The sequence below is a fragment of the Pseudarthrobacter adonitolis genome, from assembly GCF_055412845.1.
The window spans coordinates 18,293-41,964 of record NZ_JBVAYW010000013.1 but is presented as its reverse complement, the minus strand read 5'-3'; the positions used below and the strand labels follow the sequence as shown (position 1 = coordinate 41,964).

Annotated in this window: 24 protein-coding genes and 1 riboswitch; of the genes, 11 read left to right on the top strand and 13 right to left on the bottom strand. The window is 67.4% G+C overall.

Features of this window, described 5'->3' with window-relative positions:
* The 6 genes from ACZYZ4_RS13435 to ACZYZ4_RS13410 all read right to left on the bottom strand — a co-directional run bounded on the left by ACZYZ4_RS13435 (nt 1) and on the right by ACZYZ4_RS13410 (nt 7,160).
* A complete protein-coding gene (locus ACZYZ4_RS13435; RefSeq protein ID WP_463861615.1) occupies nt 1–1,566 on the bottom strand; it encodes an aldehyde dehydrogenase family protein in 1,566 nt (521 codons plus the stop codon).
* Complete coding sequence (betT, locus tag ACZYZ4_RS13430) at nt 1,563–3,767, bottom strand: choline BCCT transporter BetT (RefSeq protein WP_463861614.1); 2,205 nt, start codon at nt 3,765–3,767, stop codon at nt 1,563–1,565. Before betT ends, ACZYZ4_RS13435 begins: the two co-directional genes overlap by 4 nt.
* Nucleotides 3,768–3,959: 192 nt before the next feature.
* Nucleotides 3,960–5,021, bottom strand: a complete 1,062-nt coding sequence (locus ACZYZ4_RS13425) for a sulfate/molybdate ABC transporter ATP-binding protein (protein WP_463861613.1) — start codon at nt 5,019–5,021, stop codon at nt 3,960–3,962.
* Nucleotides 5,018–5,881: an ABC transporter permease gene (locus tag ACZYZ4_RS13420; protein WP_463861611.1), complete on the bottom strand. Its 864-nt coding sequence runs from the start codon at nt 5,879–5,881 to the stop codon at nt 5,018–5,020. The genes ACZYZ4_RS13425 and ACZYZ4_RS13420 overlap by 4 nt, the downstream gene beginning before the upstream one ends.
* 56 nt (nt 5,882–5,937) lie before the next feature.
* A complete protein-coding gene (gene modA, locus ACZYZ4_RS13415; protein ID WP_463861727.1) occupies nt 5,938–6,705 on the bottom strand; it encodes a molybdate ABC transporter substrate-binding protein in 768 nt (255 codons plus the stop codon).
* A 44-nt stretch (nt 6,706–6,749) separates the two neighbouring features.
* The gene (locus ACZYZ4_RS13410; RefSeq protein WP_463861609.1) at nt 6,750–7,160 is read right to left on the bottom strand and encodes a TOBE domain-containing protein; all 411 of its coding nucleotides are present in this window, start codon (nt 7,158–7,160) and stop codon (nt 6,750–6,752) included.
* Nucleotides 7,161–7,339: 179 nt separating this feature from the next.
* Here ACZYZ4_RS13410 and ACZYZ4_RS13405 point away from each other — a divergent pair, with 179 nt between their 5' ends.
* From ACZYZ4_RS13405 to ACZYZ4_RS13395, 3 genes are read left to right on the top strand one after another with little or no spacing between them, the layout of a single operon-like run.
* Nucleotides 7,340–8,674, top strand: coding sequence for an FAD-binding oxidoreductase (locus ACZYZ4_RS13405; RefSeq protein ID WP_463861608.1), 1,335 nt, complete (start codon nt 7,340–7,342; stop codon nt 8,672–8,674).
* Nucleotides 8,675–8,714: 40 nt separating this feature from the next.
* Nucleotides 8,715–9,584 carry a DUF4031 domain-containing protein gene (locus ACZYZ4_RS13400; RefSeq protein WP_463861607.1) on the top strand — a complete coding sequence of 290 codons (870 nt, stop codon included), beginning with the start codon at nt 8,715–8,717 and terminating at the stop codon, nt 9,582–9,584.
* A 59-nt stretch (nt 9,585–9,643) separates the two neighbouring features.
* Nucleotides 9,644–10,078, top strand: coding sequence for a VOC family protein (locus ACZYZ4_RS13395; protein ID WP_463861606.1), 435 nt, complete (start codon nt 9,644–9,646; stop codon nt 10,076–10,078).
* On the opposite strand, the gene ACZYZ4_RS13390 is transcribed toward ACZYZ4_RS13395, so the two are convergent.
* From ACZYZ4_RS13390 to ACZYZ4_RS13380, 3 genes are all read right to left on the bottom strand, one after another.
* Nucleotides 10,075–10,476, bottom strand: a complete 402-nt coding sequence (locus ACZYZ4_RS13390; RefSeq protein WP_463861604.1) for a YccF domain-containing protein — start codon at nt 10,474–10,476, stop codon at nt 10,075–10,077. The genes ACZYZ4_RS13395 and ACZYZ4_RS13390 overlap by 4 nt on opposite strands.
* Nucleotides 10,477–10,552: 76 nt before the next feature.
* Nucleotides 10,553–11,152, bottom strand: a complete 600-nt coding sequence (locus ACZYZ4_RS13385; protein ID WP_463861602.1) for a phosphoribosylanthranilate isomerase — start codon at nt 11,150–11,152, stop codon at nt 10,553–10,555.
* 87 nt (nt 11,153–11,239) lie between these two features.
* Complete coding sequence (locus ACZYZ4_RS13380; protein WP_463861601.1) at nt 11,240–12,079, bottom strand: aminoglycoside phosphotransferase family protein; 840 nt, start codon at nt 12,077–12,079, stop codon at nt 11,240–11,242.
* Nucleotides 12,080–12,132: 53 nt separating this feature from the next.
* Here ACZYZ4_RS13380 and ACZYZ4_RS13375 point away from each other — a divergent pair, with 53 nt between their 5' ends.
* From ACZYZ4_RS13375 to ACZYZ4_RS13350, 6 genes are all read left to right on the top strand, one after another.
* Nucleotides 12,133–12,774, top strand: coding sequence for a HutD/Ves family protein (locus tag ACZYZ4_RS13375; protein WP_463861599.1), 642 nt, complete (start codon nt 12,133–12,135; stop codon nt 12,772–12,774).
* Between the two features lie 84 nt (nt 12,775–12,858).
* Nucleotides 12,859–13,389: a ferritin gene (locus ACZYZ4_RS13370; protein WP_463861597.1), complete on the top strand. Its 531-nt coding sequence runs from the start codon at nt 12,859–12,861 to the stop codon at nt 13,387–13,389.
* 75 nt (nt 13,390–13,464) lie between these two features.
* A riboswitch (guanidine-III (ykkC-III) riboswitch) is annotated at nt 13,465–13,530 on the top strand.
* Between the two features lie 9 nt (nt 13,531–13,539).
* Nucleotides 13,540–13,863, top strand: a complete 324-nt coding sequence (locus tag ACZYZ4_RS13365) for a DMT family transporter (RefSeq protein ID WP_248763758.1) — start codon at nt 13,540–13,542, stop codon at nt 13,861–13,863.
* Complete coding sequence (locus ACZYZ4_RS13360; RefSeq protein WP_463861595.1) at nt 13,863–14,258, top strand: DMT family transporter; 396 nt, start codon at nt 13,863–13,865, stop codon at nt 14,256–14,258. The genes ACZYZ4_RS13365 and ACZYZ4_RS13360 overlap by 1 nt, the downstream gene beginning before the upstream one ends.
* A gap of 166 nt (nt 14,259–14,424) precedes the next feature.
* Nucleotides 14,425–15,420, top strand: a complete 996-nt coding sequence (locus tag ACZYZ4_RS13355; RefSeq protein ID WP_463861593.1) for an aldo/keto reductase — start codon at nt 14,425–14,427, stop codon at nt 15,418–15,420.
* 10 nt (nt 15,421–15,430) lie between these two features.
* Nucleotides 15,431–16,081: an MBL fold metallo-hydrolase gene (locus ACZYZ4_RS13350; protein WP_463861591.1), complete on the top strand. Its 651-nt coding sequence runs from the start codon at nt 15,431–15,433 to the stop codon at nt 16,079–16,081.
* 85 nt (nt 16,082–16,166) lie between these two features.
* Here the strand turns inward: ACZYZ4_RS13350 and ACZYZ4_RS13345 are convergent, their stop codons facing one another.
* Nucleotides 16,167–18,095, bottom strand: coding sequence for a DEAD/DEAH box helicase (locus ACZYZ4_RS13345; RefSeq protein ID WP_463861589.1), 1,929 nt, complete (start codon nt 18,093–18,095; stop codon nt 16,167–16,169).
* Nucleotides 18,096–18,417: 322 nt separating this feature from the next.
* Here ACZYZ4_RS13345 and ACZYZ4_RS13340 point away from each other — a divergent pair, with 322 nt between their 5' ends.
* Nucleotides 18,418–19,143, top strand: coding sequence for an SAM-dependent methyltransferase (locus tag ACZYZ4_RS13340; protein WP_463861587.1), 726 nt, complete (start codon nt 18,418–18,420; stop codon nt 19,141–19,143).
* A 66-nt stretch (nt 19,144–19,209) separates the two neighbouring features.
* Here ACZYZ4_RS13340 and ACZYZ4_RS13335 read toward each other — a convergent pair whose 3' ends face one another.
* Together ACZYZ4_RS13335 and ACZYZ4_RS13330 are read right to left on the bottom strand one after the other, a co-directional pair.
* Nucleotides 19,210–20,592: an MFS transporter gene (locus ACZYZ4_RS13335; RefSeq protein WP_463861585.1), complete on the bottom strand. Its 1,383-nt coding sequence runs from the start codon at nt 20,590–20,592 to the stop codon at nt 19,210–19,212.
* 1 nt (nt 20,593) lies between these two features.
* Nucleotides 20,594–21,934 (bottom strand): MFS transporter, encoded by a 1,341-nt coding sequence (locus tag ACZYZ4_RS13330; protein WP_463861583.1) that lies wholly within the window; start codon nt 21,932–21,934, stop codon nt 20,594–20,596.
* 296 nt (nt 21,935–22,230) lie between these two features.
* On the opposite strand from ACZYZ4_RS13330, the gene trmB reads away from it, so the two are divergent.
* Nucleotides 22,231–23,154 (top strand): tRNA (guanosine(46)-N7)-methyltransferase TrmB, encoded by a 924-nt coding sequence (trmB, locus tag ACZYZ4_RS13325; RefSeq protein ID WP_463861581.1) that lies wholly within the window; start codon nt 22,231–22,233, stop codon nt 23,152–23,154.
* A 71-nt stretch (nt 23,155–23,225) separates the two neighbouring features.
* Here trmB and ACZYZ4_RS13320 read toward each other — a convergent pair whose 3' ends face one another.
* Nucleotides 23,226–23,672 carry a hypothetical protein gene (locus ACZYZ4_RS13320; protein ID WP_463861579.1) on the bottom strand — a complete coding sequence of 149 codons (447 nt, stop codon included), beginning with the start codon at nt 23,670–23,672 and terminating at the stop codon, nt 23,226–23,228.

Genomic DNA, 23,672 nt, shown 5'->3' with positions numbered 1-23,672 from the left:
TTACTTCCCCTCTGCGGTGCCGGCGGTGTTGCCTGTGGCGGTGCCGGCGGTGTTGCCTGTGGCGGTGCCGGCGCCTGCGTTCCCGCCTGCGGCGGTGTCCGCGAACCAGCCCGTCACCTGCGGATCGATGTTGTGATAAATGTGCTTGGCTTCCTGGTATTCGGCCAGGCCCGTGGGTCCCAGCTCGCGCCCGACGCCGGACTGGCCGAAGCCGCCCCACTCGGCCTGCGGCAGGTATGGGTGGAAGTCGTTGATCCAGATCGTGCCGTGGCGCAGTTTGCGGGCCACCCGCTGGCTCTTGCCGGCGTCCTGGGACCAGACGGCACCGGCCAGGCCGTAGTGGGTGTCATTGCCCAGCCGGACGGCTTCCGCTTCGGTGGTGAAGGTTTCCACGGTGACCACCGGGCCGAAGGCCTCGTCCCTGAGGACGGACATTCCGCCAGTGACCTGGTCCAGGACGGTGGGCAGGTAGTAGTAGCCCTTCTTAAGCTCGCCGTCGCCCCACTTTCCGCCACAGCGCAGGCGTGCACCCTCGGCGATGCCCTTGTCGACGTAGGCGGTCACCTTGTCGCGGTGGGCGGCGGAGATCAGCGGCCCGGTCTCGGCGTCGGGGTCGAAGGGACCGCCCAGGCGGATCCGCTCCGCCCGGCGCACCAGCTCGTCCACGAACCGTTCGGCGATGGATTCCTCGACAATGAGGCGCGAGCCGGCGGAGCACACCTGGCCGGAGTGCACGAAGGCGGCATTGAGCGCGTTGTCCAGGGCAGCGTCGAAGTCGGCGTCAGCGAAGATGATGTTGGGGTTCTTCCCGCCCAGTTCCAGGGCCACCTTCTTGACCGTGGCGGCCGCCGAGGCGGCGATGGTCTTGCCGGTTTCGAGTCCGCCAGTGAAAGACACCAGGTCCACGTCCGGGTTGCCGGAAAGCACGGATCCGACAGTCTTGCCGTCGCCCAGTACCAGGTTGGCGACGCCCGCGGGCAGGCCCAGTTCTTCCAGAACCTCCATCATCAGGATCGCGGTGTGGGGCGTGAGCTCGCTGGGCTTGAGCACAAAGCTGCAGCCGGCCGCGAGCGCCGGGGCGATCTTCCATGCGGCCTGGAGCAGCGGGTAGTTCCAGGGGGCGATCAATGCGCAAACGCCCACGGGTTCGTATTCGATCCGGCTGACCACGGTGCCGCTGCCGGCGTCCACGAGCCGGCCGGAGTCCTGGCCCGCGATCTTGCCGAAATACTCGAAGCAGTTGGCGATGTCGTCCATATCGATTTCGCTTTCCACCAGGCGCTTGCCGGTGTCCAGCGTTTCGGCGCGGGCGAATTCGTCCTTCCGCTCCCGCAGCCTCGCGGCCACGCGCAGCAGGAACGAACCGCGTTCCAGGGCCGGGACGCCGGCCCACTCGCCGCCGTCGAACGCCGCCCTAGCGGCGGCGACCGCACGGACCGCGTCGTAGGCGTTGGCTTCGGAGACGACGCCAGCCGGCTCGCCGTCGGCCGGGCAGCAGATCTCCCGGGTGCCGCCGGCGGACGCCGCACTCCAGGTGCCGCCGATGAATAGCGTTGCGGTGGTCATTTCGCTGCCTCCTGCGTTTCGAAGTCTGATTCCCAATTGTCTTTTGCCATCTGGTCCTCGACGAGGACGGTGTTCCCCGGCGCTGCACGGTTCAGGTGCAGGAATTCCAGGTGTTGTTCGTAATGGTCCAGGACATCGGTGATGACCTGTTCCTTGGTGTAGCCCATGAGGTCGTAGCCGTGGCTGCCCTCGAGGGAGAACACTTCCATCCGGTAGTAGCGGTCATCCGGGTCCGCCCGCCTGGTCGCGTAGGACGGCGTCTCGTACTGCACCGGGTAGATCTGGTATTTGAAGGGCCGCTCCTCCCCCATGGCAAGCTGCAGGTCGATGCTGTCGATCCCGCAGGAATCCACCGTGGACACCGAAAGGACCGTCTCGGCGCCCTGGGACTTCAGTTCCTCGCTGACCTCGCGAAGCGCCGGGACAACCACGGACTCCACGAAGCGCGTGGTCTGCCGGCGCCCGGGGTAGCTCATGGCCCGGGTGAGCCGCTGGCGCCAGCTGCGGCCGCCTCGCTGTTCACCGGAACGGCCGGTGATGATACCCGGCAGGCTGGCGCGGTAGCTGTCATTGAGGGAGTTCTCCACCCTCAGCGCTTTGTACAGCCCCAGCATGATGAACACCAGCAGGAGGGACAGCGGCAGCCCCATCACAATCGTGGCATTATGCAGCGTGGACACCCCGCCCGCCATCAGCATGGCCAGGGTCAGAAGGCCGGTGGCCACCGCCCAGAACACACGCATCCATTCCGGACCGTCGGCGTCGGCGTCCTTGAGGTGCGAGGTGAAGTTCGCCATCACCAGCGCCCCGGAGTCCGCTGAGGTGACGTAGAACAGCAGTCCCGTAAAGGTGGCGACGGCAGCCGTCACCGGAACGCCGGGGTACTGGGACAGCAGGCTGTAGAAGCCGCGCTCCGGGTGGCTCATGGCGGCCTCCCCGAAGGCCGCGTTGCCGTTCATGATCAGCTCGATGCTGGAGTTTCCGAAGACCGAGATCCACAGCAGGATGAAAATGAAGGGCACGGTCATGGTGCCTAGCACGAACTGGCGGATGGTCCGGCCGCGGGAGATGCGGGCCAGGAAAAGGCCCACGAATGGCGCCCAGGCAATCCACCACGCCCAGAAGAACAGGGTCCAGGCATTCATCCAGTCGGTGGGCCGGTCGTAGGCGAACGTATCAAGGGTCATGGACGGGAAGCGGCTCATGACGTCGCCGATGTTCTGTACGATGCCGTCCAGCAGGAAACTGGTCTTGCCGGTCACCAGAACGAACAGCATCAGGGCCAGAGCCAGGATCACGTTGAGTTCGGACAGCCGCCGGATGCCCTTCTCCACGCCGGAGACCACGGAGACTGTGGCCATCACCACTGACAGCGCGATCAGGCCGATCTGCACCGTGAGGTTCTCGGGGATGCCGAACATGAAGTTCAACCCGTAGTTGAGCTGCACCACGCCGATGCCCAGCGAGGTGGCGATCCCGAAGATCGTGCCGAGCAGGGCGGCGATGTCCACGGCATGCCCCACCGGGCCTTCGATCCTCTTGCCAAGGATCGGGTAAAGCGCGGAGCGGATGCTCAGCGGAAGGTTGTGCCGGTAGGCAAAGTAGCCTAGGGCCAGCCCCATCAGCGCGTAGAGCGCCCAGCCGGTGATGCCGTAGTGGAACAGGGTCCAGACCAGGGCCTGTCGTGCGGCTTCCGCGGTACCGCCTTCGCCCTGCGGCGGGGCCAGGTATTGGCTAACAGGCTCCGAAACGGAGAAGAACATCAGGTCGATGCCGATGCCGGCGGCGAACAGCATGGCTGCCCAGGTGAACATGCCGAACTGGGGTTTGGAATGGTCCGGGCCGAGCTTGGTCTTGCCCACCCGGGACAGCGCGGTCACGAGGACGAAAGCCACCACGGCCGTGACGATCAGGAAGTAGTACCACCCCATGTTGGTGGACACCCAGCCCACCATGGAGCCAATGACGGCCTCGGCATTGTCCTTGGCGAGGATGGCCCACAACGCGATTCCCACCACGCCCGTCGCCGAGCCGATGAAGACGGTCTTGTTGACCCGTGTCGTGCGTTCCGGTCCGGTGTCCGGCACGGCCGGCCGGCCCGGCACTGGGGATGCCCGCCCCGGCGGTACTGCGGCCGGCCGCCCTGCGGGCACTTCCGGCCCTGACGGCACGCCGGAGGGCGCTGTGGAGTTCTGGCTCATCGGTCCCATTTCAGTTTTTGAAGCTGCGTCCAGACGCCCGTTCAACCTACGCGGCGCGTTGGCGCGCGAACCGGGCCGGGTGTCGTATTGAGTCTGGCTTGGCTTTCGACGCTATCAACGCGGTCCGCCGCACCCCCAAGTTTTATGAGACTAATCACTCGTTTGGTGCCGTTTAACGCAGTTTGGGGGCGTTTATGCGGGGTAGATGGCGACGGCGCCGGCCTTGATCACGAAGTACACCTGCATGCCCGGCGCCAACCCAAGATCGGCCGAGGCCGCCGGGGTGATGTCCGCGCTCAGCTGCCCGCCGTCCCCGGCGCGGACCCGAATCCCGTCCCCGTGCGGCTCCAGGTCGGTGATGGTCACGGCGAAGGAGTTCCGCGGGCTGCCGTGCGCCTCGCTGGGGAAAACGGAAACGGCCGACGGCGGGAAGACAGCCACGCCCTGCTGTCCGGTCGGGAGCGGGCCGGCTACGTCGTGGTGGCCATAGAGGTTGAGGGCGCCGGCCCGCAGACCGTGTTCGGTGATGTCGCCGGCCACAAAATTGAGCCCGGCGAGCCCGGCCGCGAACCGGCTGCGCGGGCGCTGGAGGACTTCGCGGGTTGGGCCTTCCTCGCTGATGCGCCCGTTTTCGAGGATGACCACACGGTCTGCCAGCATCAGGGCATCGAGGACGTCGTGCGTGATGATGATGGCCCGCCGGCGGGCCAGCACCCGCTTGAGCAGGCGCCGGAGCAGCGGCGCGGCATGGATATCCAGCGCGGCCATCGGTTCATCCAGGAGCAGCAGCCCGGGGTCGGCGGCGAGCGCCCGGGCCACCGCAACGCGCTGCGCCTGGCCGCCGGAAAGCTCGGCCGGGCGGCGGGACTGCAGCTCCGTCGCCTCCACCTCTGCGAGCCACCGCAGGGCGGATTCTCGGGCGGCCGGCTTGGAAGCGCCGGCACTCCGGGGCCCAAAGGCCACGTTCTCCAGCACACTCAGGTGCGGGAAGAGCAGCGGTTCCTGGGCCAGGAGCGCCGTGCCGCGCCGGTGCGGAGCGGTCCATTGGCCGCGCCCTGCGGTGAGGTGGAACAGGGTCCTGCCGTCCAGTTCGGCCGTGCCCGAGTCGGGGTGCAGCAGGCCCGCGATGACGTTCAGCAGGGTGGATTTGCCGGCGCCGTTGGCTCCCATAACGGCTACTGTTTCGGCCCGACCCACCGCGAGGGAGACGTCGAACCCGCGGTCAGCCACGGCGGCCTGCACTGAAAACGTCACCGGACTCCACCTCCCGGGGCGGGCGCCGTCGTCGTACGTTCGCCGCTACGTGCCGGGGCCCGTTCGGCGGCGCGGGGGCTGCGGTACGCGAGTGCCACCACGGCCACTGCCACCGCCACGAGGACCAGGGAAAGCGCGACGGCGGCGTCGGCGTCCGTTTCCCGCTGCAGGTAGATTTCCAGCGGCAGGGTCCGGGTCACCCCCTGCAGGCTGCCGGCGAAGGTGAGGGTGGCGCCGAATTCGCCCAGGCTGCGGGCGAAGGACAGCACCGCGCCGGAGGCGAGTCCCGGCAGGACGAGCGGAAGGGTAACCCTGCGGAGCACGGTGGTGGGCCCGGCGCCGAGGGTCGCGGCCACCGCTTCGTACCGGTTCCCGGCGGTGCGCAAGGCGCCTTCGAGGCTGACCACCAGGAACGGAAGGGCAACAAACGTCTGGGCCAGGATGACCGCCGTCGTCGAAAATGCAATCTGCAGGCCTGCCACTTCCAGCGTCCTGCCCAGGAGCCCCTGCCGCCCGAAGGTGTACAGCAGGGCTATGCCGCCCACCACCGGCGGAAGGACCAGCGGGAGCAGGACCAGTGAGCGGAGGACGCGCTGGCCGGGGAAGCTGCCCCGGGCCAGGACCAGGGCGAGCGGCACACCCAGGACGATGCACAGGACGGTGCTGGCCGCGGACGTGCGCAGGCTCAGTCCAAGGGCCTGCAGCGACGCTTCCGACGTGATCAGCGGGATGAACTGGGCCCAGTTGACCTTGGCCACCATGGCCGCAAGCGGCAGCACAACGAACAGTCCACCGGCAGCCGCAAGGATGTAAATCCAGCGCGGGATCCCGCCGTACCCGCCGTTCCTGGCCTGTTTCATGGTCTCCTTTGGGGGGCGGCTTACTTACGGTGCGGGGCTGCCTACGGGGCGGGTTGCTACGGGGCGCCGAAGCCGGCCTCCCCGAGGGTTTTCTGCCCGTCGGCGCCGGTCACCATGGCGATGAAGGCTGCCGCCAGTTCCTTGTTCCGGCTCGAGCCTACTGTGGCGATGGGGTAGGTGTTGACTGCCGTGCCGGATTCGTCGAACGGGATTCCCTTGATCTTGTCTCCGGCGCCTTTGACGTCGCTGACGTAGACCAGGCCGGCGTCGGCCTCGCCCGAGGTGACCTTGCCCAGGACGTCCGTCACGGATGATTCCTCGCTTGCCGGCGAGAGGGTCACGCCCGCGGCTTTTTCGACTGTGTCCGCTGCGGCCCCGCACGGAACCTGGCTGGCACAGACAACCACTTTGACGCCTGGTTTGGCCAGGTCCGCGAAGGACGCGATCGACGCCGGGTTGGACGGCGGGACGGCGATCTCCAGGACGTTGGTGGCGAAGTTCTTCGCGGTTCCGTCCAGAAGTTTGGCGTCGGCCAGCTTGGTCATGTTCTTGGTGTCTGCGGAGGCAAAGATATCCGCCGGTGCGCCTTGCGTGATCTGGGTTACGAGGTCCGAGGACCCGGCGAAGCTCAGCATGACCTTGGCGCCCCGGTTCTTCGCCTCGAAGTCGGTGGCCAGCTGGGTGAACGTGGCCTTGAGTGAGGCGGCCGCGAATACTGTGATCGTCCCGGAGACCTGACCGGTGGCGTCCGGGGACTGCGAGGTGGCGGGCTGCGAGGCCGCGGGCGTCGTGGAAGCCGGCGCGCACGCGGTGAGGCCCAGCATGACGGCGGCTGTGATGATGGCGGCTGTGCCGTGTTTGCGGGTGCTCAAATGATGCTCTTTCCGTGCGGGGTTTCGATGATGACGGTGGTGGCCTTGACCACCGCGGTGGCCACGGAGCCGAGTTCCAGGCCGAGGTCGCGGACGGCTTCGCTGCTCATGAGCGACACCACGCGGAACGGGCCGCATTGCAGCTCCACCTGGGCCATGACTTTGTCCGCCGTGATGCCCGTGACCAGGCCGACGAACCGGTTGCGGGCCGAGCTTCCGGTCCGGTGCGGGTCCTCCGGAAGCTGCGCGAGCTTCTGGGCGTGCCGGGCCAGTTCCAGGCCGTCCACCGCGAGCCGGCCGGCGTCGTCCTTTACCGGGGTGAGGCTGCCGTTCTCCGTCCAGCGCCGGACGGTGTCGTCACTGACGCCGAGGAACCTTGCGGCTTCGGATACGCGAATAGTGGGCATTTCGTAATTCTAGTCCTCATTTGCGGGTTCTTTCACAAGTTTTCTCCGCGAATCCGAATGTGACTTTGCGGCTGGTGTCGCGCCCGCTCGAGGCTTCAGTTGGCTGCTTATGGAACGTCGTGGGCCGAAGTCCTACGCTATGTGGAGGGGAGGGGCGCGGTCGCTGAGGAGCGTTTGTGATGAAGTGGATCAGGCCTAACAGCCCCGACTATGACCCGGCCCGGAAGGTCTTCAACGCCATGATTGACAGGCGTCCGGCGGTGATTGCCCAGTGTTCAAATGACGCGGACGTGGCCGAAGCCCTGCGCTACGGACGGGAACACTCCCTCGCCATTGCGGTCCGCGCCGGCGGGCACTCAGTGGCCGGAATGTCCACGAACAACGACGGCCTGGTGATCGATGTCCGGCCCATGAAGTCGATCGACGTGGACCCCGAATCCGGTATCGCCACCGCTGGGGCAGGCGTCACATGGGGCGAGTTCGACCGCGCCACCCAGGAGCATGCCCTGGCCGTCACCGGCGGGCGGGCCTCCACCACCGGCGTCGCCGGCTTCACCCTGGGCGGCGGGTCAGGCTGGCTGGAGCGGTCCTTCGGGTTCGCGTGCGACAGTCTCGTCTCGGTGGACCTGGTGACGGCCGACGGCGAGCGCGTCACCGCGAGCGCCCGGGAAAACCCCGAACTCTTCTGGGCGCTCCACGGCGGCGGCGGCAATTTCGGGGTGGCCACGTCCTTCACGTTCCAGGCGCACCGGCTCGGCCCGGTGGTCCACGCCGGGATGTGGCTGTGGCCCGGGGAGGCAGCCTCGGACGTTTCCCGGGCGTTCCGGGACCTGGCTCTGGCAGCCCCTGACGGCGTTGGCCTGGCGCTGCTGTACCTGACGGCACCGCCGGAGCCGTTTGTGCCGGCGCATCTGGTGGGAAAGATGGCGGCCATCATCGCCTACCTCTACGCGGGCGAGCCCGAGGAAGGCTCCGAACACGCCAGGCCGTTCCGCGAGCTCGGGCCGGTCGTTGATCTTGTGGGCGACACCCCGTACGCCGAATTCCAGTCCTCCCTGGATGATCCGCCGGACCACTACAACTACTGGAGCGCGGACTATCACAACGAACTACCCGATGGAGCCCTGGACGTGTTCGAGGAATCGGCCCGCAACCTCCCCGATGCCACGTCCATGCAGCTCATCGCCCGGTGGGGCGGCGCCGTCGGCGGGAACGCTGGCGCGGCCACGCCCCTGATCAACCGGAACGCGGCCTGGGTGAGCCATCCCTACGGCATCTCGCCAACACCCGAGGAAGGCCAGCTGGCCAAAGCCTGGGTGAAGGACTTCCGCGGCAAGATTGCGCCCTATGCCACGGGCGGGGTGTGGCTCAATTTCATCGGCAACGAAGGCCAGGAGCGCATCCGTGCCGCGTTCGGCAACGGGAACTACGCGCGGCTGGCCAGGGTCAAGCGGGACTTCGATCCCCAGAACATCTTCCAGGGAAACCAGAACATCCTGCCGGCCGGCTCCTGACCGGCCCCGGCGCAGACCACGGCCGCACTAGACTTCCCCCATGGCGATTTACCTGGATCCGCCGCTGTGGCCGGCCCACGGCACGCATTTTTCCCACCTCATCTCGGACACCTCGCTGGCTGAGCTGCACGCCTTCGCCGCGGCGGCGGGCATATCGGACCGGGCGTTCGACGGCGACCATTACGACGTCCCGGAGCGCCGGTACGATGACCTCGTGGCCGCGGGCGCCATCCCGGTGGAGGCCCGGATCCTGGTCCGCAAGCTGATCGCCAGCGGGCTGCGCATCCCGGCCCGGCAGCGCAACAAGTCCCTCAAGGTGCCGCTGCTGAACCGCTGGGAAGCCATCATGCCCGGCCACGACGCCCTCTTCCTGGACCTGCTGGACCGCTGGAGCGAGGACCACCGCCGGTATCACGGCTGCACACACCTGCTGGCAGTTTTGGAGGCTTTGGACCTGCTCGCGGACCCCGACGATCCGCCGCGGACAGTGCTGCTCGCCGCCTGGTTCCACGATGCCGTATACCGCGGGATCACCGGCCAGGACGAGGAGGAATCGGCCCGTCTCGCCGAGGAGCGCCTGGCGGACGCGGGGCTCCCGGCTTCGGATGTCGAGGAAGTGGTCCGGCTGGTCAGGCTGACGTCGGACCACCGCCCGGAATCAGGGGACGACGACGGCGCCCTCCTCTGCGACGCGGACCTGTCAGTCCTCGGCGGCGAACCTGAGCCGTACGCCCGGTACGCGGCCGCCGTCCGGGAAGACTACGCGCACATCGGCGACGCCGACTTCGCAGCCGGCCGCGCCGCCGTCGTCCGTCATCTGCTGGGACTGGACCCTTTGTTCCACAGCGACCGCGCACGGGAGCTGTGGCTCGACGCCGCCCGACGGAACCTGCAGGGCGAGCTGGCCTGACTCTTCGCGCAACCGCCAGGAACCTTTACGAGCGACCCGGCCGGTGTAAGACTGCTCGGATGAACCTGCGCATCCAAGCCGTCAGCATCGATTCAACCGACCCCAAAGTGCCAGCCGATTTCTGGGAGAAGGCCCTGGGCTGGCGCCGCACCTACGAGGTGGAAGACGAAATCGTGCTGGAGCCGCCAGCAGGCAGCCCTGCCGACGGCGTCAGCCCGGACCTGCTGTTCCTAAAAGTGCCTGAGCGGAAAGAGCTCAAGAACAGGATGCACCTGGACCTCCGGCCTGGGGACCAGGCCGAGGAAGTGCAGCGGCTGGAAGCCTTGGGCGCGTCGCGCGTTTCCGTCGGCCAGGGACCTGAAGTCACGTGGGTGGTCATGGCTGACCCGGACGGCAATGAGTTCTGTGTGCTGCGGGCGCTGCGGTCAGAAGAGCTCGAAGCACAAGGGCTGGTCCCCGGGTTTAACGGAACTTCCGGGAACGCCGCTGGCTAACGATATGCGGTAACGAACGGGCTGTTGGTGGGAACGATCTGCTTGCCCAGCGGCATCAGGCTGACCGGGATGAGCTTGAGGTTGGCGATGGCCAGCGGGATGCCGATGATGGTGACCGCCATGGCAATGGCCGTGAGCACGTGGGCGATCGCGATCCAGATGCCGGCCACCACCAGCCAGATGACATTCCCCAGGAGTGAGAACACGCCCGTTCCGCCCGGCTTGTCCACCACCATGCGCCCGAACGGCCAGAGCGTGTATGCGGCAATGCGGAACGACGCGATGCCCCACGGGATGGTGACGATCAGCAGGCAGCAGATGATGCCGGCCAGGAAGTAGCCCAGAGCGAGCCAGAGTCCGCCAAATACCAGCCAGATGATGTTGAGCAGTGTCTTCATCTGTCCATTGTGCCCCGCGGGGTCTGACAAAAACGTAGGGGTCTGCCCTGATTACCCCTGAAACTTGGACTGGGCCTCAGCCTTTGGCGGCCTTTACGAAGGCCCGGATCTTCTCCAGGTCCTTCACACCGCGGGAAACCTCGACGCCGGAGGAGACGTCCACGCCCCAGGCGCCTGCCGCTGCGGCAGCCTGGTCAACGTTGTGGGGATCCAGTCCGCCGGCCAGTAGCCAGTGGCGGTCCTGGAGCGCCGTCACGTCCACCATGGAGGCGTAGTCCCAGGCCTGTCCGGACCCGGGCACGGCGGCATCAATCAACAGGATTTCCTCGCCCCAGTCGGCGAACGCGTCCGCAGTGGCTGCCATGGTGACGGCCCTGATCAGCTTCATGCCGGCGTCGTGCACTGTTGTGACGTCCTCCGGGGTGAGGTCCCCGTGGAGTTGGACCCACTCGAGTCCGGCGGATCGGGCGATGGCAATGGCATCGGCGACAGGTTCATGCCGGAAAACGCCGACGGCGGTCACGGTGGCTGGCACGTCGGCCAGCAGCGCGGAAACCTGCGACGGCGAGACCACCCGCGGGCTCGCGGTGAGGACAAACCCGACGGCGTCCGCCCCGGCGTCTATTGCTTCACGGACGGATTCGGGCGTACTGAGACCACAGACTTTGACGAACATTCCCGGCTCCTTCAGGCTGTCTTCGTGATGTCCCCCGGGAGGAGATTAGCAGGGAAGAGTCCCGTGTGCTGATGTGACGCAGATCTTTCAGCGGCCGGACAGGACGCGGTCCACCATTTCCCGCCCGGCCTGGGCGAAGGCTGTGTCCCCCACCTGGTTGGCCCACACCACCGTGCCGATGGCCTGGTTCAGGTTCTCCAGCCGCCACACGTCCGCGTCCGCCGGGCCCACCGTTTTGCCCAGGCCCGCATGGAACGCGTCCGCCAGGTCGGGCCGGTGGACGAACTGCTGATGGCTGAGCCGCACCAGATCGTGCACCCACGGACGCGGTTCAGCACGGCCAAAGTCGATCACCTTGATCTGACCGTTGTCCTGCAGCCAGTTCCTCGGCTGGTAATCGCCGTGCGTTGCCACGAGCTGCACCACGCCCGGGTGGAGGGCATCCAGTTCCTGTGCGAGGCTGTCGAGTTGCGATTCCGGCAGCAGCTCGTGGGCACGGTCCATCCATGCCCGGGTCTTTGCCGTGAGGGCTGTTGCATAGGTGGGCGAGACCCCGGCTGGCCGGTGAATCCTCGCCAGCAGCTCCCCCGCCTGGCGGTAGGTTTCCGGATCATCCTCGGCCGGTGTCCCCTCGACCAGGGTCCCCGGCAGGAATTCCGTCACCAGGATCCCGGCCTCCGCCGAGGCATGCCGCAACGCTGGGACCCGGCGGTGGAGCCCTTCGAACCCGCCGGCATGGGCGGCGATCTCGCGGTGGATATGGTGGCTTGTGGTGCTCGCCTTGACGATGAATTCTTCGTCCGGCGATGTGGCAACGTGGAGGACATTGGTGTCCTGCAGGGGCCAGGAGTAATCCTGCACCACGCTGAATTCCCCAAGCCAGGATGTCAGCAGCCGGCTCTGTTCGTCGGTGATCCCCTGGCGCATTCGCCCAGCATGCCACGCGTGGCGGGGACTCCCAAACAAACTAGGCTGGTCCGATGGAGATCATCCGCTTCGCAGAACTCAGGTCCGAACCGTGGCGCAACGGCGGCGGGGTGACCCGGGAGCTTGCCAGCCACCCGAAGGCCGCCTCGGCGCAGGACGGCGCCTGGGACTGGCGCGTCAGCATCGCCGACGTCAGCAAGGCCGGGGATTTCTCGGCGTTCCCGGGCATGGAACGCGTGCTGACCGTGATCGACGGCGAGCTGCTCCTTCTCACCGTGGACGGCGCCGAACACCCGCTGGAAAAGTACCGGCCGTTCAGGTTCTCCGGCGAGGCTGCCGCGCATGGGGCTCTGCCCACCGGGGACATCCGCGACCTGAATGTCATCACCCGGACCGGTTCATTCAGGGGCTTCACGTCCATCATCGAGCTCTCCAAAAAGCGCGCGCACCCGGTCTTTGAGGGCCAGCTCGCGGTGCTGCTCCAGGGCCAGGGCAGCGTCAGCGCCGGCAACCTCAGCGTCAGCGCGGAAGCCGCGACCACTGCCGACGCCGACGGCGACGAAGCTGCCCCCGCGCCCGGGGAGCCCGAGGCACTCAGCCGGTATGACGCCGTCGTCGGTTCCGATAACCGGACGCCCGAAATCCTGGGCCGCGGCTTCCTGGCCGTGGTTTCGATCGACCGCGTGACTGCCTGATCCAGCCCTGCAGGCCAGCCTCGCCTACGTTATCTGAGCCTTTCCACACTGGTCAGCCGCGCGGGGCGCTCCTAGACTCGGGCTATGACCTCCACACCCTTTAATGCACTCCTGTCCACCCAGATCGGCAACGAGTTCGCGGCCTCGCAGCAGTACATTGCCGTGGCCACCTGGTTCGCCAACCAGGACCTCCCGCAGCTGGCCCGTTACTTCTACCGGCAGTCGGTGGAAGAGCGGAACCACGCCATGATGATGGTGCAGTACATGCTGGACCGCGACATCGAGTTCACCATCCCGGGCGTCCCCACCGTGCGCAACGAGTTCTCCTCCGTGACCGAGCCGCTGGCCCTGGCGCTGGAGCAGGAGAAGGAAGTGACGGCCGCGATCGAGGCGCTGTTCCGTGCGGCCCGCACCGAGGACGACGCCCTGGGCGAGCAGTTCATGCTCTGGTTCCTCAAGGAGCAGGTGGAGGAGGTTGCCGCCATGACCACCCTCCTGAACATCGCCGAGCGCGCGGACAACCTGTTCGACATCGAAAACTTCATCGCCCGCGAAACCGTGGGCAACGGAGGCCGCGACTCCTCCGCCCCGGAAACTGCCGGCGGCGCGCTCTAGAAACCCGCCGCGCCCGCCGGCGGTGAGGTTGGCCACCAACCCGGCCATCCGCCGTCGGGCGTTGCTAAGCTGGTATCAAGGCTCCGCACAGGACCCTCCGGACGACGGTTCAGTACCCGGCACGCGACAAGACTGGCCAAAGGATCTGTCATGTCGTGGTTAATTCTAATTCTTTCCGGGGCACTGGAGGCCGTCTGGGCCGCAGCTCTGCACCGGACGTTCCAAGCCTCCGGCCGGCGCAGGCTCGCCCCCGCGCTCCTCTTCCTGGTCTCCGTCCTCGCGAGCATGGCCGGCCTCGCCATCGCCATGCAGTCCATCCCCACCGGCACCGCCTACGCCGTGTGGGTGGGCGTGGGCGTGGTGCTGACCTCCGCCTACGCGATCATCACCAAGGCGGAACGTCCGACGACGGCGCGCCTCCTGCTGCTCACCGGCATCGCCGCGTGCGTGGTTGGCCTGAAGGTGGTGGCGTGATGAACAAGCGTTCCGCTGCCTGGCTGATGCTGCTGGCCTCCGCCGTGCTGGAAGCCGTCTGGGCCACCGCCTTGGGCCAGTCCGACGGCTTCACCCGGCCCCTGCCCACTCTTGTTTTCGGCATAACGGCCACCCTCAGCATGATTGGCCTGGGCCTGGCCATCCGCAGCATCCCCCTCGGCACCGCCTACGCCGTCTGGGTGGGGATCGGGGCTGCCTTGACGGTGGGCTGGGCCATGGCCACCGGCGTCGAACCCTTCAACCTGTTGAAGGTGCTGTTCATCGCCGGGATTGTGGGCTGCGCGGCGGGGCTCAAGGCGCTGCCAGCCACACCAGCGGTAGCCCCCTCCGCTGCCGCTTCCGACGCTGCCCCCGCTGAGTCTCCCCACCTCTGAGGACTGCCGACGGCGTGTCCGGGCGACGCGCCGTCGGAATCCCACCCGCGCGTGCGAAAGCCGGGGAGAATCAGCTGCCGGTACAGCGAAGCCTCAGAGCTAGGAATACCGCGGCCCGCCGTGGGGTTCTTGGCTGGGACACGAATCCACAAGGAACGGAGCGCTCATGACGGCACCATTGGTACACCTCGGCGACGGCCTCAACGTCAGCCCGCTGGGTTTCGGCGGCATGGCCCTCACCCCGGTCTACGGCGAGGTCGACCCGCACGAGGCTCTAAAAACGTTGCACCATGCCGTGGACGCCGGCGTCAGCTTCATTGACACCGCGGACATCTACGGCGGAGGCAGCAACGAGCAACTCATCGCGCAACTGCTCAAGGAGCGCCGGGCCGAAGTGCAGCTCGCCACCAAGTTTTCCCTGGTGGGCTCGCCGGCTGATGGCTATACGGATATCCGGGGAGATGCCGCGTACGTCCGGCAGGCCGTCGACGCCAGCCTGAAGCGGCTTGGCACGGACGTGATCGACCTCTACTACATGCACCGCCGTGACCTCCGCGTTCCGATTGCGGAAACCGTGGAGTCCATGGCGGGGCTGGTGCAGCAGGGCAAGGTCAAACACCTTGGCCTGTCAGAGGTGACCGCGCAGGAGCTGGCCGAAGCCCACTCCGTGCACCCCATTGCCGCGGTCCAAAGCGAATGGTCCATCTGGAGCCGCGACGTGGAACGCAACGTAGTTCCGGCCGCGGCCAGCCTGGGTGTGGGTTTTGTGCCGTATTCGCCACTGGGCCGAGGATTCCTCACCGGCACGGTGGACGCTTCAAGCCTGGGAGCCAACGACTTCCGACGCCGGATCCCGCGGTTCGCCGCGGACGCCTTTGACGCGAACCAGGGAGTCGTGGCGGCCGTGCGGTCGGTGGCAGCAGAGCTGTCCGCTACGCCCGCCCAGGTTGCACTCGCGTGGCTACTGGAGCAGGGCAAACGGCTGGGACTCGCCGTGGTCCCCATCCCCGGCACGCGCAAGACGCACCGGATCGACGAGAACCTGGGCGCCCTGTCCCTGGACCTCACCCCGGCGCAACTCGACGCATTGGACCAGGCTGCGGACGCCGTCGTCGGCTCCCGCTCGGCGGACCCCAACTGGGTGTCTCAGGGGCGTGAATAGACTGAAGCCCATGGACACGCTCATTCACGACCTCCGCGACATCACCATCCGCAGCATCTCCGTCAGCGAGATGAACAACAACGTGTACCTGCTGACCGCGAAGGCCAGCGGAGCACAGCTGCTGATTGATGCCGCGGACGACCTTCCGGCCATCCAGGCGATGCTGGCGGACTCGGCCGCGGATACTGCGGCCACGCCCAAGCTGGTGCAGATTGCAACGACGCACCAGCATTGGGACCACGTCCGCGCACTGCCGGCGTTGGTGGAAGCGACCGCTGCGCCAACCGTTGCCGGAAAGGACGACGCCGAGGCGCTGCCAGTACCCGTGGACCGGATCCTGGAGCATGGGGATACCTGCGCCGTGGACGGCTTCGAGCTCACCGCCGTGCACCTGCGCGGCCATACCCCGGGCTCTATCGCGTTTGTGTACCAGGACCCGGAAGGGCCGGCCCACATTTTCAGCGGGGACTCATTGTTCCCGGGCGGCGTGGGCAACACCCAGAAGGACCCTGAGCGGTTCACGTCGCTGCTGGACGATGTCATCGCGCGATTGTTCGAGGCCTACCCGGATGACACCTTGGTACACCCGGGCCACGGCAGCCCCACCACCCTGGGTGCGGAACGCCCGCACCTGGAGGAGTGGCGCGCCCGCGGCTGGTAGGGCTTAACTCATCGAGTGCTCCGTAACTGCCGTTATGAACCTTCTAAACGGCGGTTACGGAGCACTCGATGGTGGTTAAGGGACTTTAGCGGCTGCGGCGTTCGTTCGAGGCCGGAGCCGACGCGCGGCGGGGACCGCTGCGTGCCGGACGGCCACTGCCGCCACCGTTATCGGCGTACGAGCCACCGGACGTGCCACCGGTGTTGGAGGACCAAACAGCCTTGTTGCCGGCGTTGCCGCCGTTGCCCGAGTTACCCGTGGAGGCTCCGGCGCGCTGGCCGGACCCACCCGTGCGGGCACCTGCACCTGCACCGGCGCCTGCAGTGCGTGCTCCGGCTGCGCGCTGGCCCGTTGCCGGACGTCCGCCACGCTGTCCGCCGGTGGTAGCCGGGCGGCCGGTGCCGCCACGGGGAGCATCGCTGCGGGTAACGCGTGAATCCGCGCGACCGTCTGAACCGCGGCCAGCCGCTGCACGGCCACCTGCTGCGGGGACGTCGTTGCGGTGCGTCGAGGCTGTAGCGCCGCGGCCGCGGGAATTGCGGCGAGCAGTTGCTGCTGCAATGGCGCGGTCCTCGTTCTGCTCAGCTACACGGTCAAATGCTGCCCGTGCCTCGGTGCGGCCTTCGTAGGCAACAGCGCGGCGCTCGGCGCGGGGCAGATCGGTGCGGGGAGCCTCGGCTGCGACGCGTCCGCGTCCGCCTCGGCCGCCACGGCCACCCGCGGTGGGTGCATCCTGGCTGCGGCGGGCGCGCTTGCGCTCGGCGTTGGCACCCGTGGAGGTGCCGCCACCCTGCTGTGCGGACTTCTTGGCCAGCAGAGCGGCGCGGGTGCGCGGATCGATCTTGTCGGCCATGTCGCCCACAAGTTCAGCAACCAGCGGGGAGTTGGCGGTAACACGCTCGAAGTTAACCTCGACGCCGGCAGCCTTCATCAGCTTCTTGACGTCGGACTGCTGCTCCGGGAGGGTCAGCGTGACAACGGTGCCGTCCGAACCGGCGCGGGCCGTACGGCCTGAGCGGTGGAGGTATGCCTTGTGCTCTGTGGGCGGATCCACGTGGATCACCAGTTCGACGTCATCCACGTGGACGCCGCGGGCTGCGACGTCGGTGGCCACCAGGACGCGGACGTCACCGGAGGAAAACTCGGCCAGGTTGCGGTCACGGGCGTTCTGCGAGAGGTTGCCGTGCAGATCGACGGCGGGGATCCCGGCGTCGGTCAGGGTCTTGGCCAGCTTGCGGGCGTGGTGCTTGGTCCGCATAAAGAGGACGCGACGGCCGGAACCCGAGGCGAGCTCAACGATCAGCTGCTTCTTGACCGTCTGGTCGTTGACCACCAGGACGTGGTGCTCCATGGTGGTCACGGCGGCCTGTGATTCGTCCACGGCGTGGGTCAGCGGGTTGGACAGGTAGCGCTGGACGATCTTGTCCACGCCGTTGTCCAGGGTGGCGGAGAACAGCAGGCGCTGGCCCTGGCTCGGGGTCATGTCCATGAGCTTCTTGACCACCGGGAGGAAGCCGAGGTCGGCCATGTGGTCGGCCTCGTCCAGGACGGTGATCTCGACACCTTCGAGGGTCAGGATGCGCTGGCGGATCAGGTCCTCCAGGCGGCCCGGGCAGGCGATGACGATGTCGACCCCGGCGCGCAGTGCCTTTTCCTGGCGGGCCTGGGAGATGCCGCCGTAGATCACGGTGGTGGTCAGGCCCATGGCCTTGGCCATCGGCTCGATGGTGGCGTTGATCTGGGTGGCCAGCTCGCGGGTCGGTGCGAGCACCAGGCCCATGGGGCGGCCGGGCTTGCGGAAGTGCTTGGCTTCCCGCTCAGCGAGTCGTGCTACAAGCGGGATGGCGAAAGCGATGGTCTTGCCGGAGCCGGTGCGCCCGCGGCCCAGGACGTCGCGTCCGGCCAGGGTGTCCGGGAGGGTCTTGACCTGGATGGGGAACGGCTCAACAATTCCCTGGGCGGTGAGGGTGTCGGCAAGTTCTTTGGGCGTGCCGAGGGCAGCAAAAGTAGTCATATATGCAAGGTCTTTCAGGCGGTATCCGTGCGGATATCGGCCCCCGATGCCGGTTGGCTCAAGGGTTTCGCCGAAGAAAAGTCAGGTGATCAACCGTGCTGCTGCCCAAATCAGGGCGGCGGCTGGGACCAAATGGAACGCGTTCATCGACGCAGGATGTGCCTCTCACATGAAAAAACCCGCTTCCCAAATAGAGGGACGAACGGGCATCACTGCACATCAAGTCCCATAAGCGTACCATCCCCGCGAGGGCAGCCCTGATTCCGGGTAGGAGGCGAACCAGACCGTTGCCTTCGAAGCCGGGCAAGGGCAGGCTTGAGACATGACTCAACAGGGTGCGGACCACCACCACACAACTGACGACGGCGGCGCCCGGCTTGGGGATGCACCGCACCGCAGTGCCGCCGAGGCGTGGGACGAAAGGTACCGGAGCAAGCCGAAATTCTGGAGCGGCAAGCCAAACCCCCAGTTGCTGCGCGAAGGCGCGGGACTGAGGCCGGGCAAGGCACTGGACCTGGGCTGCGGCGAAGGGGCCGACGCCATCTGGCTTGCCCAGCAGGGCTGGACCGTTACCGCCGTCGACGTTTCCGCCGTCGCCCTGGAACGGGCGCTCGTCCACGAAAAGGCTGCCCTGGCCCGGGAGAGCGTGCACGCCGCGGGAGCGGGTGAAATTCCCAGCCGCATCCACTGGGAACAGTGTGATCTGGAGGAGTGGCAGCCCCCGGCAACCTTCGATCTGGTGTCCTCCCAGTTCCTGCATTCCCCGCATCTGGCGTGGCAGGGCCCGCTGCGGACGGCGGCTGCGGCGGTCAAGCCAGGCGGCACGCTGCTGATCGTCGGCCATCATCCGGACCGCCTGCCGCCGTGGGGAAACCACACCAGACCGGAGATGTTCTACACCCCGGCGCAGCTCGTGGCGGAGCTCGGCCTGGACTCGCGTCACTGGCAGCTGGAGGTCAACACTACGCGCGAGCGCTCGGCAACAGGCCCGGACGGCGAGGAGGCCATCATCGGCGATACAGTACTACGCGCCACCCGCCTGGCTTGAGTTTTTGTCCAGATAACGCTCCTTCCGGGGCGCGCAGCTCGAATGATCTGGACAATAACTCCGGGGTCAGCGCGAAACCCGCGGCGCCGCGGCAACCGCGGCGACCGCCACCACCGCCGTCAGTGCGAAAACCCCCGCGAACGATTCCGCCGTCGTCGTAAATGCCGCGAACACGATGCCCGTGGCGGCGAGCGCCAGCGCCCCGCCCAGCGAGTCCGAAATGGACATTGCCGAGCTGTTGAAGCCTTCGTTTTCCTTGGTGGACATGGCGAGCGTCATCACGCTGAGCCTCGGATACAGCAGACCCATGCCGCCGCCGGCGAAGAGCCAGCCGGCAATCGCGACGGCGGCGGGCCAGTGGAGCGCCGACGTCGCCAACGTGAGGAGAATGGCTCCCAGCACCAGCGCTGACCCGATGCGCACCGCCGCCTGGTGCTGCAGCCGGGTGCCGAGGCGGCCCTGGATGGCGGCAGCGGCTGCCCATGACAACGCGCCTCCGGTGAGTGCCAGGCCGGCGAACGTCGGCGGGAACTGGTACTCCTCGATCAGCAGGTACGGCAGGTAGACCTCGGCGCCGAAGAACGCGGCGGACGCCAGGCCGCGGGTCAGGATCACGCTGGGCAGGCCGCGGCGGGCGAGCAGTGTTCCACGGGGCACCAGCGGCCGCACGGCCACGAGGGCAATCACGACGGCCGCGACGGCCAGGAGTGCCGGGGCTGCGGGAATGCCCGCGATAGTGACTCCGGCGGAGAGGTTAAGCCCCAGCACAGCGAGCGCGGCGAGCGCAGCCCAGGCCAGCCGGCCCAGCGCCCAGGGCGGGACTGCGGCCCGCTCAGACGGCCGGTCGATGCCGCGGAGCACAGGAACAATCATCACCACGGCGGGAACCACCAGCCCCACCACGCCCAGGAACACCCAGTGCCAGCTCAGGACTTCCGCCACGATGCCGGCCGCGAACGGGCCCACCAGGGACGGGATCACCCACGCGGCGGAAAAGGCGGCGAAGATCCCCGGGTGCAGGACGGCCGGGTAGACGCGGGCCACCACCACGTAGAGCGCAACCGTCAGCGCTCCGCCGCCGAGGCCCTGCACCAGGCGGCCGGCAACCATCATGGGCATGGACACGGCCGTGCCCGCAATGATTAGGCCCAGCACGAACAGGGCCACGGAGGCATACAGGGGGACGGTTGGTCCGCGGCGGTCCGACCAGTTTCCTGCCGCCACCATGCCGATCACGCCGGTGGCCAGCGGACCGGCGAAAGCCAGCGCATATAGGCTGGCGCCGTCGAGCTCGCGGCTGACAACCGGCATGATGGTGGTCACCGCGAGGGATTCGAACGCCGCGAGGAACACCAGGGCACACGCGCCGATGGTCACCCACAGGTACGGTCGATGCAGGATCCCGGCTGGGGCGGCGGGATGCGTAGCCGGCAGGGCGGAATCGTGCACGTTATCCGCCCGATCGGTTGGAGCCGCCGATGTACCGGTTCCGCCCCGCACGGTAGCCGAACACCGCAGCCAGCGAGCCCACCACCAGGAACAGCATCCCTGCGGCAGTGAACGATCCCGTGGCCTGGTGCAGCTGGCCGACCATCAGCGTGCCGGTGGAACCCAGGCCGTAGCCTACGCCCTGCATCATCCCGGACAGGTGCGCGGCGGTGTGCCCGTCGCGGGTCCGCAGCAGGATCATGGTCAGTGCCACCGCGGTGAGGCCTCCCTGCCCCAGCCCCAGCAACCCGGTCCACACCCAGATGAGGTCCAGAGGTCCGAAGATGCTCAGCGCGAACCCGCCGCCAGTCATCAGCGCCACCACCACGTTGATGGCCCGTTGGTCACGGAACCTCGCCGCCAGCGCCGGGGCAAACAGCGAGCCCAGCATCTGAAGCACGATCGAAATTGAGACCATCAGGCCTGCCGTGCCGCCGTCCACGCCGCGCTCGCGCAGGATCGGCGCCAGCCAGGCAAAGACGCTGAAGGACATCATGGCCTGCAGCACCATAAAGATGGTCACCTGCCACGCCACCGCCGAACGCCACACGTTGACGCCGAGATTGCCGGCCTGGTGCCGGACGGGATGCTGGCGCAGCGCCACCGGAAGGAACAGCAAAAGTACGACGGCGGCAGGAACCGCCCAGAACCATAACGCCGAGGTCCACTCCCCCGTCGCCGTGAAGACGGGGTAGGTAAAGCCGGCTCCGAGGGCGGCGGAGGCGCAGATGGCCGTGGTGTACAGTCCGCCCATGAGGCCCAGCCGGTGCGGGAAATCGCGCTTCACCAGCCCTGGCAGCAGCACGTTGCACAGGGCAATGGCGGCACCGCAGGCAGCAGTTCCCGCCAGCAAGGTTGGGAGGTGGCCGGCACCGGGCACCAGGCCGCCGATGTCCGCGGGCCGCAGCAGCAGCCCTGCCGTGAGCACTGCCATGCCGCCGAGCAGGACGCGTTCGGCGCCAAACCGGCGGGCCAGGACAGGGGCCAGCGGCGCGAAAACACCCAGGAGCGTGACGGGCACGGTGGTGAGCACCACGACGGCCCAGCCCGGTAGGCCGGCGTCGGACGTGATCTCCGGAAGAACCGCGGCGAAACTGGAGAAAACCGTACGGAGGTTCAGCCCGATGAGCACCAGGCAGAGTCCAAGGTAGGCCAGGGCCCGGCGGCTGCTCCGCGGGCTCTCCGGTCCGCTGCCGGCTTGCCCCGGAAGGCGCGTCGGGGCCGCTGGGGTGATGTCGTCGATTTCGGCGTCGACCAGCAATCCAGGCACGTCAACGTTGTCAGCACGGGTCACGGGACCCATTCTGTCAGGCTTCAATGCAACCGCAGGCACGGCAGCGCCGGCGAAGGTACCACCAGCCTGGTGTTTGCGATCAGCGCTCCCTTCGGCGTGGTCATGACGGCCTATCCTGCTACCTTGGCCACATTGTTGACGTACCCCGACGAGGGACCATCGGATCGGCCCTGGATTGCGCCGCTTGTGCTTTGGAGCCTGCCGTTGCTCTTCGGCTTCCTGTCCGTGATGCTGGCGCTTGCTGCCCTCAGGGGTGCACCGGCAGGGTCCGAACCGTGGGCGCGGGCCCGGGTATTCTGGAGGGGATGAGCGAATCCCCAGAATCTCCCCAGCCTCCGCGTGTCCCGCGCCCGGTGACGCCCGGATCCCAGGCGTCTTTCGGCACTTACGGTGGCAGGCCGGTGAGCTTTGTGCGCCGCGGAACCCGCCTGCAGGGGCGCCGCCAGACGGCCTGGGAAGAGCACGCGGACCGGTGGGCCCTGGACGTTCCCCGGCACGTCGCCAACACCTCGGTCCACCCGGACTACACGTTCAACGCCGAAGCAGAGTTCGGCCGCAAAGCACCGCTGATTGTGGAAATCGGTTCGGGGCTGGGCGATGCCATCTGCCACGCCGCCGAGGAGAACCCGGACACGGATTTCCTGGCCGTGGAGGTGTACACTCCGGGCCTGGCCAACACCATCATCAAGATCAACAGCCGCGGGTTGAACAACGTCCGGGTGGTGGAAGCCAACGCGCCTGAGGTCCTCGCCACCATGCTGCCGGAAGGTTCAGTCAGCGAGCTGTGGGTGTTTTTCCCCGATCCCTGGCACAAGTCAAGGCACCACAAACGCCGCCTCATCCAGCCGGAGTTTGCCGAACTGGCAGCACGGGCACTCACCAAGGGCGGCCTGTGGCGGGTCGCCACGGACTGGTCCAACTACGCCGTCCATGTCCGCGACGTCCTCGCGGACTCGCCGGACTTCGAAAACCTCCACACCGGCGAGCGCCACGGACCCGAAAGCCCGCTCACCCAGGTGTGGCAATCCGGCGTCGAAACTTTGGTGGGCGGCGCGCCCGTCCGCGAAGGCCGGGCGCCGGTGAGCACCGCGCACACCGGCCCCAACGAGGGCGTGGATGAAACGGGCGGCTGGGCGCCACGCTTTGAAGGCCGGATCCGCACGAGTTTCGAGGCGAAGGCCCACGAGGCCGGCCGGCTGATCTTCGACCTCTGCTACCGCCGGCGCTGAGCCTCGAAAACTGGTAGCAGTGGGTGTCGTTACGAGCCCTCGTAACGACACCCACTGCTACCCAGGTGGGGTCAGCTCACGCTGATGGAGGCGACGATCTCTTTGAGCATCCCCAGCCGCGGCTCGATCTCCGGGTTCGTGTACGGCCAGATCACCACAACACCGATGAACCGGTTGTTCTCCCAGACACCGACAGTTGCCGCGACTCTGGCCTCACCCGAGTGATCCGTGTATCCAACCACGACGGCGTACGAGGACTTGCCGGGAAGGTTCAGTTCGCCTTCGGTCAGGAGGGTCCCTGCGCGGTCTTCAAGGTAGAAGCCGGACATGAGGTGTGCCCAGCCGTTGGCCTGCGGGGCATCGGTGACCGAGGAGTCATCCTTGATGACTGTGACCAGAACCCCTCCCAGCAGGCCATACTGCTCGGTGTTTGGCCCGGCGGCGGAGTCCTCCAGAACCTGGGTGTGCTCGGGGAAGTCTGCCGTGAACCCCAAGGGGGATTCGATGTGCACTGACAT